This window comes from Actinomyces sp. HMSC075C01 (assembly GCF_001812965.1).
GTDB lineage: Bacteria > Actinomycetota > Actinomycetes > Actinomycetales > Actinomycetaceae > Actinomyces > Actinomyces acetigenes.
The window spans coordinates 1-13,449 of the sequence record NZ_KV810964.1 but is presented as its reverse complement, the minus strand read 5'-3'; the positions used below and the strand labels follow the sequence as shown (position 1 = coordinate 13,449).

Here is a 13,449-nt window from a genome sequence, read left to right as displayed (position 1 = left end):
ACGTTACCGCCCGCCGTCCGGGAATCCCGGAAGGCGAGCGGTAACGATCAGAGCACAACAGAGCGCAGGAGCGTGTCCCGGCTCAGCAGCAGCTGGCGTTGATCTCCGTCTCGGCCTGCTTGGCCCGGGCGCGCCAGAACTCGCGCTCGCTCATGGGGCCGTGCTCAGAGCCGTGCCCCGGGCCGTGGGCGGGGCACTGTGCGTGCTCGCGGGCGTAGCGCTCCAGGTAGCGGTCATAGGCGGACTCCCCGGTCATGTCCCGCCACAGGGTGCGGGCCCGGCTCAGGACCTGGCGGACCCGACGTCGGGCGCTCACCCGATCCGCCGGCTGCGGCGTCGAAGGAGGAGGTGTCATGACTTCTCCGCGTGGGCCTTGTGCGGGATGAGGGCCGGGTCGCCCACCTGCTCGTACTCCCGGGAGACCTTCTTCATGAGGGAGGAGGCGATCATCGTCTCGGGCGCGTAGAAGTTGGACTCCTGGTACGGGTCCTCCGACGTCGTCGTGTCCCCGTTGCGGATCGTCTGGACGATGCGGATGAGGGCACAGACCATGACGAAGGCCACCATGACCAGGAAGACGACCGACAGCGTCCCCTGGATCATCGTGTTGCGCACGATGGCCCGGGTCTCCTCGATCTTGCCCGGGTCGGTGAGCGTGCCCAGCTTGGCCACGGCCTCACGATGCTGCTGGAAGTAGCCCACGAGCGGGTCGGTGGAGAAGATCTTCTGCCACGAGGCCGTGAAGGTGACGGCCGTGTCGAAGACCAGTGGGATCGCGGGGATCCACACCCACTTCGTGTAGCCCTTGCGCACCACCATGACGGTGACCACCAGCAGGGCCACGGCCGCGATGAGCTGGTTGGCGATACCGAACAGCGGATAGAGCGTCTGGATGCCGCCGCGCGGGTCGGTCACACCCATGAGGAGCAGTGCACCCCAGGAGGCGACGACGACTGCCGTGGTCCCCCAGGCACCCACGTGCCAGGAGGGGTCCTTGAACTTGGGGAAGGCGTTGCCCAGCGCGTCGGAGAGCTGGAAGCGGGCCACGCGGGTGACGGCGTCGACGGCCGAGAGGATGAACAGGGCCTCGAACATGATGGCGAAGTGGTACCAGAAGCCCATCATGGCCCGGCCTCCGCCGATCTGGTGGAGGATGTGGGCGATACCCACCGACAGGGTGGGGGCGCCGCCAGTGCGCGAGACGACGTTGGGCTCGCCGACGTCGCTGGCCAGGCGCTCCAGGGCCTCAGCGCCCGTGTAGGTCTTGGGGTTGCCCTGATCGTCCCAGGAGTCCCACTCGGGGGTGGGCTTGCGGCCCTGGGCGTCGGTGACGCCGAGCTTGGCGACGGCGGCCTCGGCGAGCTTCTCGCAGTGGTGCTCGGGGTCGTTGGTGGTCTTGCAGGGGGCTGCGGCCACCGTCTCGGGGCCGGCGAGCTTGTTCATGGTCGCCGTCGAGGTGTTCATGGAGAAGTAGATGCCCGGGCTCAGGGAGACCGCGGCCGCCAGCGCCATGATGGCCACGAAGGACTCCATGAGCATGCCGCCGTAGCCGATCATGCGGACCTGGGTCTCCTTCTCCACCATCTTGGGGCTGGTTCCCGAGGAGACCATGGCGTGCATGCCGGACAGGGCACCGCAGGCGATGGTGATGAACAGGAAGGGGAACAGGGTGCCGGCGAAGACGGGGCCCGCGGTGTTGAAGGCGAATTCGGTGACGGCGGACATCTCCACCAGGGGGCGCACGATGATGATGCCCAGGGCCAGGATCGTGATGGTGCCGACCTTCATGAAGGTCGACAGGTAGTCGCGCGGGGTGAGCAGGACCCACACCGGCAGGACCGCGGCCAGGAAGCCGTAGATGATCATCGCCCACACCAGGGTGGTGGGGGACAGGTGCAGGTAGCGGCCGAAGGAGGACTCGGCCACCCAGCGCCCGCCGATGATGACGGCGATGAGCAGGCCGAAGCCGACGAAGGAGACCTGCGTGATCTTGCCGGGCTGGACGAAGCGCAGCCACAGGCCCATCGCGATGGCGATCGGGATCGTCATGCCCACCGAGAAGACGCCCCAGGGGGAGGCCGCCAGGGCGTTGACGCAGACCATGGCCAGGACCGCCAGGACGATCATGAGCATGACGAACACGACGACGGTGGCCACGATGCCGCCGACCTTGCCGATCTCGTCAGTGGCCATCTGGCCCAGGGAGCGGCCGCCGCGGCGCATGGAGAAGAACAGGACGAGCATGTCCTGGACGGCGCCGGCCACGAGCACGCCGATGATGATCCACAGAGTGCCGGGCAGGTATCCCATCTGGGCGGCCAGGACCGGGCCGACCAGCGGGCCGGCGCCGGCGATCGCCGCGAAGTGGTGGCCGTAGAGGACGACACGGTGGGTGGGGTCGAAGTCGCGCCCGTTGTTGATGCGCTCGGCCGGGGTGGCGTTGGTGTCGTCGGGGCGCATGATGCGCCGCTGGATGTAAAGGGCGTAGAAGCGGTATCCGATCGCGTAGGTGCACACGGCGGTGACCACGAACCAGATGGTGTTGACATGCTCGCCGCGCACAATCGCCAGCATCCACCACCCCAGGACGCCCAGGGCGGTGATGGCCACCCAGGTGGCGATCCGCGCGGGTGTCCATCGATTGTCAGGACGTATGCCGACGGGGACGCCGGCGGCGTTGCGGATGATCCGCTTCTCCTCCTGCGGTGAGTAGGTGGGCAGAGAGGCTTCTTTCTGGGGCATCGGGATTCCGCTCTCGTCGTCGAGAAAAGGTACGAGGTCATCGTCCTCGGTGACTCGTCCAGGGTATTCCTCCCGCTCGCAGAAGGGAAGCAATAGCGAGTCCGGCGGCGGGGAGTTCGCATCTCGGCCTTGATATCAGCACCATTTATCCCACCTATTGAACAATGCTTCCGGTGGCTGCTGTGCGGCGTCGCGCATGACGCCGGCGAGCCCGGGCCGGGACCGGTGCGCGGGGTTCGGGGTGCCCGGGGCCTGCGGCTAACCTGGCGTCGTGTCCGTGCTCCATCCCGTCCTCGACGTCCTTGCGCAGGCGCCGATCCTCACCGTCTTCCTCGTCATCGGCCTGGGGACCGCAGCAGGGCAGATCCCGCTGGGGCCGATCCGCTTCGGTGCCGCCGGGGCACTCTTCGTGGGCCTCGCGGTAGGCGCCCTCGACCCCCGGCTGGGCGCGAACCTCACCCTGCTGCGAAGCCTCGGCCTGGCCCTGTTCTGCTACACCGTGGGCCTGGCCGCCGGCAACACCTTCTTCCGCGACCTGCGCAGGCAGCTGCCGCTCATGGCCCTGTGCGTCGTCGCGCTCGTGATCGCCGGCGCGGCGGGCGGCCTCTACTCCCACCTGGCCGGCGTGAGCCCCGCCATGGACTCCGGCGCCTACGCGGGGGCCCTGACCTCGCCGGTGCTCGACGCCGCCATCGAGGCGGCCGGCACCCAGGAGCCCGCCGTCGGCTACGCCCTGGCCTACCCCGTGGGCGTCGCCGTCGCCATCCTCATCGTGGCCGGGGTCGTGGGGCGCACCTGGCCCGGGCGGCGCGACCCGCGGCCCGCCAGCGCCGACGGCATCACCGCCACCAGCGTCTACCTCCTCCAGCGGGTGGCCCTCGGCGAGATGAAGGCCTTCAAGGAGGGCAGCATCCGCATCTCCTACCTGGAGCGCGACGGCGAGACCCGGGTCGTGGCCCCCGGTGAGGAGCTGCTGCCCGGGGACAAGGTCGTCATCGTCGGGGCGCCGTCCGCCGTCGAGTCCGCCGTGCACGACCTGGGCACCGGGCTCAACAAGTGCCTGGCCAAGGACCGCACCGTCGTCGACTTCCGGCGCCTGACCGTCTCCTCGACGCGGGTGGCCGGGCGCACCATCGCCGAGGTGGACATGCCCGGGCGCTTCCAGGGCGTCATCACCCGCGTCAAGCGCGGCGACCTGGACTTGCTGGCCCGTGAGGACCTCGTCCTGGAGCTCGGCGACCGGGTGCTGGCGGTCGTCCCCAGTGACGAGCTGGAGAAGGCCGCCGACTGGTTCGGCGACTCCGAGCGCTCCATCGCCCAGATCGATGCCTTCTCCGTCGGGGTAGGCATGGCGCTCGGCGTGCTCCTGGGGCTGGTGGCGATTCCGCTGCCCGGCGGCATCACCCTGCGGCTCGGGGTGGCGGCCGGGCCGCTCGTCGTCGGCATGGTCCTGGGGTGGGTGGGGCGCACCGGGCCCTTCGTGTGGGGGCTGCCGCATGCCGCCAACTCCACCATCCGGCAGCTGGGACTGCTGTTCTTCCTGGCCGCGATCGGGCTGGCCTCGGGGCCGGACTTCGCGGCCTCGGCCTTCTCGATGACGGGGCTCAAGGTGGGGGTGCTCGCCGCGCTCATCGTGGCAGTCAACGCGATCATCCTGCTGGCCGGGGCGCGGTGGGCCGGGGTGTCCGCGCAGCGCGCCGCCGGCGGCCTGGCCGGGCTCGTCGGGCAGCCCGCGATCCTCGCCTTCGCCCTGTCCAAACGCGATGACGAGCGCATTGAGGCCGGCTACGCGACCCTGTTCGCCCTGGCCATCGTCGTCAAGATCGTCATGGTTCAGGTCCTCGTGGCGCTGTAGGTGCGTGCATCGGGTCGCGATGATGGTGCGGAGTGCCGGTGACGTAATCGGCTGTCGATCTGGCGCCGAGGAACGTAACGGTGTCCAAATCTGTGACAAAGGCGGGGGCAGGCGCTGAGCGTGTCAGATGAAACCGCATGGTCCTGCGGTTCCTGCTGCTCAGTAAAAGGTGCTTGGACCTCTTTGTCACAGATTTGGACACGTACGCCTCTGTCGCGACCTGCTGAGGCCGCGTGATACGGGCCGATGCGGACGATCAGTCGGCGGCGTCGCGCTCGGCGAAGACCTCGCGGGCCACGAAGGTGGCGTTGAGCGCCCGCGGGAAGCCGGCGTAGACCGAGGCGTGCAGGATCGCCTCGACGATCTCCTCGCGGGTCAGCCCCACGTTGAGCGCAGCCCCGATGTGGATCCTCAGTTGCGGCTCGCAGCCACCCAGGGCTGTGAGCACGCCGATCGTGACGAGCTGGCGGCTGCGCGGGTCCAGGCCGGGGCGGGCGTAGACGTCCCCGAAGCCGAAGGCCGCGATGTGGTGGCCGAGCGCCGGACTGATGTCCGCCAGGGAGTCGATGACGGCCCGGGCGGCCTCGCCGTCGACCGAGCGGGCGACCTCCAGGCCGCGCTCGCGCCGGGCCAGGTTCTCGGGGCTGTTGACGTCGTGCTGGGGGTGAGTGGTCTCAGCGGTCATGAGGGGTTCTCCTTGTCAGTGTCGAAGGTGTCGATGTCGTGTGCGGTGGCCTGCTCCTGCAGCTCCCGCGTGTAGGCGGCGATCTTGTAGTCGGTGGCGGACAGGGCGAGCTGGAGCTCATCGATCCGGGTGCGCAGGACACGGCGGTGCTCGGTGAGCATGGCCAGGCGCTCGGATACCGTGTCCCGACCGGCCTCGACCATGTCGACATAGCGCTGCAGGTTGCTGATCGTCATGCCCGAGGTACGCATCCGGGTAAGAAAGACCAGGCGCCGTACGGCCGTGGCGTCGTAGCGGCGGTACCCGGAGGCGTCGCGCCCGACCCGCACGAGCCCGATCCGCTCGTAGTAGCGCAGCGTGTGGGCGCTGACTCCCAGGCGGTCGGCGGTGGTTGCGATGTCCCATCCGGCCGCACCGGGCCCGGCCGCCGGTCCGATGTCGTCGCTGCGTGGGACGGAGGCGAGCCGCAGCACCTCGCGGAGCCGGGCGTCGTCGGGCCCGCTGCCTGGGGCGATCGTGCTGGTCATGCCTGAGACCGTAGAGCTTCGAGTGCGCTCGAAGGCAAGAACGCTTGGAGCGGCGGTCCGGGCGGCGCGAGGCTAGCCTGGCCGCATGCTTGTCGCCTTCTCCGTGTCCCCGACCACTACTGACGCTCCCGACGGGTCTGTCTCCGAGGCGGTGGCCCGGGCTGTGCGCGTGGTGCGCGACTCCGGCCTGCCCCGTGAGACGACCTCGATGTTCACCACGGTCGAGGGCGAGTGGGACGAGTGCATGGACGTGGTCAAACGGGCCTGCGAGGCGGTCGCCGAGGTGAGCCCGCGCGTGGCGCTCGTCCTCAAGGCCGACATCCGCCCCGGCTGGACCGGCCAGATGACCGCGAAGGTCGAGCGCGTCGAGGCCCGCCTGCGCCAGGCCGACTGAGCGGCGCCCGGCAAACCGACCAAAACTTCACAAACGACGCGGCTCCGGGTCGATTCTGAAGATTCTGTCGAAGTGTGGGTGGGGAGGGAGGCGCGGGGTGTCAGCGACTCATCCGAGCAGAGCCAGGACGACCGCGGCGCTGCGGGCGGCGGCCTCCTCGGCGGCGATGTGGAAGTCCTGGCCCGCCTCGGGGCCGCACAGGTCGGACACGCCGCGCACCGAGACGAAGGGGATGCCAGCGCCCGCCGCCACCTGCGCCAGCGCTGTCGACTCCATGTCCGTGCTCAGTGCTGTGGGGAAGACCTCGCGGGTGTCGGCCACGTTCGCCGCCGTCACGAAGGAGTTGCCGGCCAGCATCTGACCGACGCGCAGCCGCGCCGAGCCCGACGACGCGGTAGCGCCGCGCAGGGCCTCCTGGCCCACCTGCTCCAGACGCTCCAGCAAAGCCGGGTCGCCGGTGAAGGTTTCTGGCTGGCCCGGGGTCTGGCCGCGGGCGTAGCCGAAGGCGGTGGCGTCGGCGTCGGTGTAGGCCAGGCTCGCCGAGGCGCACACGTCGCCGACCTCGACCTGCCGGCCGAGTCCGCCGGTGGTTCCCGCCGAGATGACGGCGCTGGGACGGACCCGGGCCAGGACCGTCGCCAGCGCGCTCGCAGCCGCCACGAGCCCGATGCCGCTGCGCACCACGATGAGCTCGCGCTCGTCGCCGGGAAGCTGGAGGGACCAGGCGCGTGCGGCCCCCGGCAGGGTCGGGGCCTGGGCCGCCGCGCGCTCGGGCAGGGCGTCGAGGAAGGGCTGGACCTCCTCGGCCATGGCGCAGGAGACGATGACGGGCGCGGCACAGGTGCGACTCACACGCGGAGCCTACAGGGGTGGCCGAGCCCTGAAAGTGTCCAGATGGGACGACTTTGGCGGCTGATCGCAGCCACTAGCAGGAAGTAACAGGGCGATGACCTGGGCTTTTGTCAACCGCGGTGCGGCTGCCGTGATTCAAAGTCGTCCCAGATGGACAGAATCGCTGCATGGTGACTTTGCCGGTGTCGTTGCTCTGAAGACATGCTGCCGTCACATGCCCGCGGGTCAAGAGCTGGGGCGTCTGGTTCCTGGGCGGGGTAGATACGGCGGGATGCGCCCGCCAACGATCCAGGTGACGGTTCCCTCCGGTTCGTCTGCCGTGCTCGTCGCACTCGGAACCTATGAGGTAAGAGCGCCATCACCCTGCCTGGAGCGGGATGATCGGGGTGATCCCCATGCGCATGGCGATGGGGGCGACAATTTCGACCGTGTTGTGCTGGAGGACCTGTTGGCTAGTCAGACGCACTGGAACGTGACTCGCGGTGAGTGCGGCCTGGTCGCGCAGGTGGTCGTGCTCCCAGTCGAGATGGGAGGAGTGAAAGGCGTAGCCGTCCGTCTCGATGAGAAGTGCTGGGTGACTGTCTGCTCGAAGCGCCTTGGTGTCGGGCGTGAGACCGGGGATGAGGTCGTGTGGATGAGTTGTCAGCACCAGATCCACCTCTCCAACGCCCGGGACGAACACTGCCGTTGCCGGCCGGTATCCCGCCTCTTCCAGCTCGTAACGAGCGATCGTCTCCAGAAGAGAGCGGGCATCGGGGAGCGACCGCGACACAAGCGTGCGGGAGCGGTGGTTTCGCGGACCCCGTAGGAGGCTCTCAAGCTGAGAACGGGTCGTCAGGCCAAGTCGAAGGGCCGCATCGAGCGCGATGAGTGCATCAAGCTCATCCGCACAACGCAGGTAACAGATGAGTGCCTGCTCCACGGGTGCCACCGGTGCCGCATCTGCGGCGGGCAGAATGAGTCCACTCAACCGATGGGTGACGACGCGTCCGATTGCGTCCGGTATGTGACCCTGGTTGCAGGGGATGGCGATATGCAACGTTGTGGGCGCTGATTGCAGCGGTAGGCCGTAGTGCTGCATCGCGTGGGCGCAGGTGACGACACCCCTGATGCGTCGGCAGAGGATGAAACGAGGATCGGCGCCCTTCAGCGCGGCCACGTGGTTCGGGTGAAGAGTGACGAGCCCGTCGGCGGCGGCTCGGGCAACCAGACGACGCTCGGTCCGCGTGCTGCACAGCGTGCTCAGGCGCGCTGCTCCCTGGTGAGCGGCGAGACGCGCCAGCAGTCCCTCGATCCTGGATGACTTATCCATACGTAAATGATGTCAAACATCGTCAAAACGTGCCTTGTTGGAGTGGGGGGTTGTGGACTGAGGTGTGTCCGTTTTGTCCAGAGGGGACGGCTTTGACGGCCGATCGCAGCCACGATCAGGAAGTAACAGGGCGATGACCTGGGCTTTTGCAAACCGCGGTGCGGGTGCCGTGATTCAAAGTCGTCCCATCTGGACAGATTCGCCGCACGGCAGCTCTGTCGAGGCGCTGTAGAGAGCGTGCAGTGGGGGTTGGTGGGGCGGTGGCCTTCTGTCGGGGTGGAATCCTCGCTTCGCCAGGAGGCAAGCTCTGGTGCGGGGCGACGTCAGGCGTCGCCGGCTTGCGTCGGCGTGCTCAGCCCGATGATGACCGCCTCGATGAGGTCGCGCAGCCTGCCACAGTCGATGTTCGCGGCGATCGAGTCCATGAAGAGCAGGCTGACGATATCGGCCAGGCTCGCCGTGGGGACGGTGGGGCGGCGCCCCATGCGGGCGAGAACCTTCTCAACCGTCCCGGACAGTCTGGCGGTGAAATCGGCGCGCGCTGTGCCGGGGATCGTCGGGCTGTCGGGGTTGCGCAGCTGGAAGAGGGAGTACTCCGTGGTCAGCAGGTAGATAGTGCGGGCCTCGGGGCGGATGGCCTTGAGCAGCTCCATGAGCGAGTCCATCGTGGGGGAGCCCTCGAAGGAGTCGATGGCCTGCGTGACCCGTGACAGCAAGGTGTTGGAGCGCGTGACGATGGCCTCGGTGAGGATGTCCTGGAGCGAGGAGTAGTTGGAGTAGAAGGCGCCCCGGGTGAAGCCGGCCTGCTTGACGACGTCGTCAATGCGAGTGCTGGCGATGCCTTTGGAGGCAACGATGTCCGCAGCCGCCTCGATGAGGCGGGCGCGGGTGTTCTCCCGCTTGCGCAGCGTGCGCTCGGCGGCGGGCGGGTCGGTGCTCGGTGTCATGAGACCGCCCACCATACCGGCGCCGTGGGGGTGCGAGGAGTCACAACGTCCTGGGTTTCAATACATGAATGTATCCAGTACGTTTGCGTATCGAATTCGATCATCTCCGTACCTTCTGGAAGGCCTGCCATGTCCAACTTCCTCTTATCCCTGGGGCGATGGTGCGCTCGTCACGCCACCCGGGTCCTCGCCGCCTGGGTGCTGCTCATCGCTGCCCTCGGCGGCGTTGTCGCCACTACCGGCATCCAGCTCGACGACACCTTCACCATCTCCGGCACCGAGTCGATGCGGGGCCTGGAAGTCCTCTCCGACCGGCTGCCCCAGGCGGCCGGCACCAGCGAGCAGGTCCTCATCACCAGCTCCAACGGCCGCATCGAGAACCACGCCCCGGCGGTCAACGCCTTCGCCCTTCGGGCCTCACAGATCGACGGCGTCGCCACGGTCTCCCCACCTTTCGGGGACAAGGCCGCCGGGGTCGCGCCAACCGTCTCCGCCGACGGCACCCACGTGCTCGTCCAGGTGCAGACGGACGCCTCGGTCGGCTCCATCACCACCGGAACCACGCCGAAGGCCAAGACCGTCGCCCAGGACCTCGACACCCTTGCCGAGCGCGCCGAGGCCATGGACCCGTCTCTGACGGTCCAGCGCAGCGGCAACATCGACCAGGAGGTGGGGATCGGCATCTCCGCCGTTGAGCTCGTCGGCGTCGCCATCGCCGCGATCGTCCTGCTCATCACCTTCGGCTCCCTCGCAGCCGCGGGTACCCCGCTCGTCGCCGCCGCCGTCGGAGTGGGCGTCGGCATGCTCGGCATCCTCGCGACGGCGAGCATCACCGACATCAACTCCACCACCCCGGTCCTGGCCGTCATGATCGGACTGGCGGTCAGCATCGACTACGCCCTGTTCATCGTCTCGCGGGCGCGCGAGTACCTCGCCGACGGCGTCGATCCGGCCGAGGCCGCCGGGCGGGCCACCGCCACCTCCGGAGGGGCCGTCGTCTTCGCCGGCACCACGGTCATCGTGGCCCTGTGCGGTTTGAGCGTGGCCGGCATCAGGTTCCTGACCACGATGGGCCTGGCCTCGGCGGCGGTCGTGGCGGTGGCCGTGCTCGTGGCCCTGACGGTCGTCCCCGCACTCATCGGCCTCCTCGGTCAGCGCCTGCTCCCGCGTCGCCGCAAGGCCGCCGACGTCGGTGCGGACGCGGACCGGAGGCCGGCGTCCCGCTGGGTGCGCACGGTGACCCGCCGCCCCTGGGTGACCATCGGCGCCGTCGTCGTCCTCCTGGGACTGTGCGCCGTCCCCGCCAGCGGCCTGCGCCTGGCCCTGACCGACAACGGCTTCGCCGAGAAGGGGACGCAGCAGCGCGAGACCTACGACGCCGTCGCCGCGGCCTACGGCGAGGGCTACAACTCCCCGATCGTCGTGATCGCCGACGTCTCTCAGCCCTCCGGTTCGGTCGCCGCCGTCCAGGGCCTGGCCCATGACCTCTCCCAGCTCGACGGTGTCGAGGGAGTCTCCCTGGCCACTCCCAACGAGGACGGGACGCTCGCCTTCGTCCAGCTCCGCCCCGAGAAGTCGCAGACCGACCCCTCCACGATGGAGCTCGTGCGCAACATCCGTTCCCACGCCGGTGATTACGAGAGCCGCTACGGACTCACCAACGTCATGGTCACCGGCCAGACCGCCGTCGCGATCGACGTCGCCGAGGAGCTCAACGCCGCCCTCATCCCCTTTGGCATCGTGGTGGTGGGCCTCTCGCTCATCCTCCTCATGGTGGTCTTCCGCTCCATCGCCGTTCCCGTGACCGCGACCCTCGGGTACCTGCTGTCACTGGGTGCGGGCATGGGGGCCGTGGGCGCCGTCTTCGGCTGGGGCTGGGCGGCCGACCTCCTGGCGGTCTCCAAGGTCGGTGCCGTCATCTCCTTCCTGCCGGTCATCGTCATGGGAGTCCTGTTCGGGCTGGCCATGGACTACCAGGTCTTCCTCGTCTCACGCATGCGCGAGGAGTGGACCCGACGGCGCGGTGACGCGGCTGCCGCGACGCCCGAGGCTCGCCGTGAGGCGGCCGTGGCGGCGGTCGAGGCGGGGTTCCAGGGCAGCGCGAAGGTCGTGGTGGCGGCGGCCGTCATCATGATCGGCGTCTTCATGGCCTTCGTCCACACCGACAACGTGTACGTCAAGCCCATCGCCCTCGGCCTGACCGTCGGGATCGCCGCCGACGCCTTCCTCGTGCGCATGACCCTCATCCCCGCGCTCATGACGGCGCTGGGGGAGAAGGCCTGGTGGCTGCCGGCGTGGCTGGACCGGCTGCTCCCCGTCGTCGACGTCGAGGGGGAGGGCCTGGAGCAGGCGCTGGAGCAGGAGGAGGCCGGCGCCGGCCAGTCCGCCCGACCGGTGACGGACTGCTCGGACGATGAGGGCGAGGATTCTGAGGGCGCCGAGGACGCCGAGGGTAGGCAGGCCGCTGTCGTGTCCTGAGACTGGTGGCCGCGGTGTCTGGCGAGGGCGGGTCAGGTGGATTGCTGCCGGCCCGCCCTCGCCGGGGACATTGCGCGCGACCGGGTGCGTGTCCTTCCGGGTGGGGGCATTCGACGCCGTCGGGGACAGGAATCCCGTCCCCGGCCGCGCAGGATGTCCCCGCACGCATTGGACCGGTCCACCGGGCCTCGCTTCGTCCCACCGCTGGGCCTTGCCTTGCCGCGCCCCATCACCAGGACCCGGGGCCCGCTGTGTTCCGGCGGCTCGTGGTCTACGACGGCCTACTGACCGGCGCCCTCGTCGTCCCGGGAGCCCGTGGCGGCGGTGACGGCCGCCGCCGGGTTGATGGGCAGCGCCCGGCGGGACTGGTCGCGGCGCAGCAGGAAGTTCCCCAGCCGGATCGGCCAGGCCACGTGGTTGATCCGCGGCCAGCGCAGCATGACGTAGTCGACGGCGTCGTCTATCTCCAGGCGCCGCGTCGAGTTGCCGACCCGCACCCACAGCGCCGCCCCGTCGCGCCCCTTGGCCGGCTTGAGGTAGACCGGCAGCGGGGACGGGGGCGCCGTCACCCGGCACACCTCCGCGGTCCCGTCCGGTGTGGGCGCGAAGTCCACCTGCGGCAGCGCCGCCGCGTTCGTGCCCATGCGCGTGCGCCACATGCCGCGCAGCCACAGCTCGAAGCGGTCGGCGTCGGGCTGCTTGAGGGTCGCGTAGTCGGGGCCGAGCCCAATGAGGTTGCCGCCGTCATCGACGCCGAGCAGGAGCGTGCCGCCCGCGGAGTTCATGAAGGCCGCCACCGTCTTGGCCACGATCTCCTCCATCGCCTCATCGCGCTTGTCTGTGCGCAGGTTCCAGCGGGCCGAGGACTTGAACTCCAGGCGGTCGGACTCGCCCATCTGGGCGACTTCCGCGATCGGCAGCAGGGTGCGACGGTGCTGGACGCGCGCCAGCACCGCGGAGGTCGCGACCAGCACCACGACTGCCACGCCGCAGGAGGTCGCCAGCATCTTGACCGAGAACAGGTCGCCCTCGTCGAAGATCCACCCCGCCAGCAGCAGCCCCAGCCACAGGCCGATGAGTGCGATGAGCGTGGCCTCCGCATCCGACACGGAGACCCGTCCGCGCAGCAGGAACCGCGTCACCTGTCCCACGAGGTAGGACAGCAGGAGCAGCAGCGGCTGGGCGATGACCCACCAGATGAGGATGGGGTTGGCGGGATTGGCGATGACGGTGCTCTCCATGGTTGTCAATGCTTCTCGTCGCTTTTCGGGAAATCGGTGGGTTGGCGTCCCAGTGGGCGCGTGCGGAACAGCGTCAGGATACGGTGCCGGCCCCGTCGATCCGGGCCCGACGTCGGAGCCCGGCGACGGCGCGACGTCTCACCCCGTCACTGTGCCGGGCCCGGTGTTGTCAGACTGTGAGGACTGTCCTCTCCTCGGCTCCTGGTCTTGGCGGCTGTGTCAGGCCATGACCTGCGTCCACTCCTCGCGGGCGGCGAGGAAGTCGCGCACCGCCTCCTGGGCGGCGGCCAGCGAGTGGTTCGCCCCCCAGCCGCACTGGACCTCGTTGGCCGCCGGCACCTCCTGGGCGGAGAGGATGTCGCGGAAGGTCGCCTCCAGCAGCGGCAGGAACTCCTCGGTCCCCACCCCCAGCATGA

The 13,449-nt window shown here is 69.2% G+C and carries 12 protein-coding genes; 3 read left to right on the top strand and 9 right to left on the bottom strand.

Annotation, left to right across the window (positions count from 1 at the left end; genetic code table 11):
• Window positions 1–82: 82 nt before the first annotated feature.
• Together HMPREF2883_RS02680 and HMPREF2883_RS02675 are read right to left on the bottom strand one after the other, a co-directional pair.
• Window positions 83–355, bottom strand: coding sequence for a CstA-like transporter-associated (seleno)protein (locus HMPREF2883_RS02680; protein WP_070658865.1), 273 nt, complete (start codon window positions 353–355; stop codon window positions 83–85).
• The gene (locus tag HMPREF2883_RS02675; RefSeq protein ID WP_070658864.1) at window positions 352–2,742 is read right to left on the bottom strand and encodes a carbon starvation CstA family protein; all 2,391 of its coding nucleotides are present in this window, start codon (window positions 2,740–2,742) and stop codon (window positions 352–354) included. Before HMPREF2883_RS02675 ends, HMPREF2883_RS02680 begins: the two co-directional genes overlap by 4 nt.
• A gap of 271 nt (window positions 2,743–3,013) precedes the next feature.
• On the opposite strand from HMPREF2883_RS02675, the gene HMPREF2883_RS02670 reads away from it, so the two are divergent.
• Entirely contained in the window at window positions 3,014–4,597 is a 1,584-nt protein-coding gene (locus HMPREF2883_RS02670) for an aspartate:alanine exchanger family transporter (RefSeq protein WP_070658863.1), read from the top strand.
• Between the two features lie 256 nt (window positions 4,598–4,853).
• Here the strand turns inward: HMPREF2883_RS02670 and HMPREF2883_RS02665 are convergent, their stop codons facing one another.
• Together HMPREF2883_RS02665 and HMPREF2883_RS02660 are read right to left on the bottom strand one after the other, a co-directional pair.
• Window positions 4,854–5,282, bottom strand: coding sequence for a carboxymuconolactone decarboxylase family protein (locus HMPREF2883_RS02665; protein ID WP_070658862.1), 429 nt, complete (start codon window positions 5,280–5,282; stop codon window positions 4,854–4,856).
• On the bottom strand, window positions 5,279–5,809 hold the full coding sequence (locus tag HMPREF2883_RS02660) for a MerR family transcriptional regulator (RefSeq protein WP_070658861.1): 531 nt from the start codon (window positions 5,807–5,809) through the stop codon (window positions 5,279–5,281). The genes HMPREF2883_RS02665 and HMPREF2883_RS02660 overlap by 4 nt, the downstream gene beginning before the upstream one ends.
• A gap of 85 nt (window positions 5,810–5,894) precedes the next feature.
• Between HMPREF2883_RS02660 and HMPREF2883_RS02655 the strand changes: the two genes are divergently transcribed.
• A complete protein-coding gene (locus HMPREF2883_RS02655; protein WP_070658860.1) occupies window positions 5,895–6,203 on the top strand; it encodes a thiamine-binding protein in 309 nt (102 codons plus the stop codon).
• Window positions 6,204–6,311: 108 nt separating this feature from the next.
• On the opposite strand, the gene mtnN is transcribed toward HMPREF2883_RS02655, so the two are convergent.
• The 3 genes from mtnN to HMPREF2883_RS02640 all read right to left on the bottom strand — a co-directional run bounded on the left by mtnN (window position 6,312) and on the right by HMPREF2883_RS02640 (window position 9,314).
• Window positions 6,312–7,055, bottom strand: coding sequence for a 5'-methylthioadenosine/S-adenosylhomocysteine nucleosidase (gene mtnN, locus HMPREF2883_RS02650; RefSeq protein WP_070658859.1), 744 nt, complete (start codon window positions 7,053–7,055; stop codon window positions 6,312–6,314).
• A 358-nt stretch (window positions 7,056–7,413) separates the two neighbouring features.
• Window positions 7,414–8,214, bottom strand: a complete 801-nt coding sequence (locus tag HMPREF2883_RS02645; RefSeq protein WP_256277300.1) for a hypothetical protein — start codon at window positions 8,212–8,214, stop codon at window positions 7,414–7,416.
• 476 nt (window positions 8,215–8,690) lie between these two features.
• Window positions 8,691–9,314 (bottom strand): TetR/AcrR family transcriptional regulator, encoded by a 624-nt coding sequence (locus HMPREF2883_RS02640; RefSeq protein ID WP_070658911.1) that lies wholly within the window; start codon window positions 9,312–9,314, stop codon window positions 8,691–8,693.
• Between the two features lie 129 nt (window positions 9,315–9,443).
• Between HMPREF2883_RS02640 and HMPREF2883_RS02635 the strand changes: the two genes are divergently transcribed.
• Window positions 9,444–11,792, top strand: a complete 2,349-nt coding sequence (locus HMPREF2883_RS02635; protein ID WP_070658857.1) for an MMPL family transporter — start codon at window positions 9,444–9,446, stop codon at window positions 11,790–11,792.
• Window positions 11,793–12,073: 281 nt separating this feature from the next.
• Here the strand turns inward: HMPREF2883_RS02635 and HMPREF2883_RS02630 are convergent, their stop codons facing one another.
• Window positions 12,074–13,033: an AlbA family DNA-binding domain-containing protein gene (locus HMPREF2883_RS02630; RefSeq protein ID WP_371080255.1), complete on the bottom strand. Its 960-nt coding sequence runs from the start codon at window positions 13,031–13,033 to the stop codon at window positions 12,074–12,076.
• 219 nt (window positions 13,034–13,252) lie between these two features.
• Window positions 13,253–13,449 (bottom strand): S-ribosylhomocysteine lyase (locus HMPREF2883_RS02625; RefSeq protein WP_176747126.1); only part of this gene is annotated, 197 nt, incomplete at its 5' end.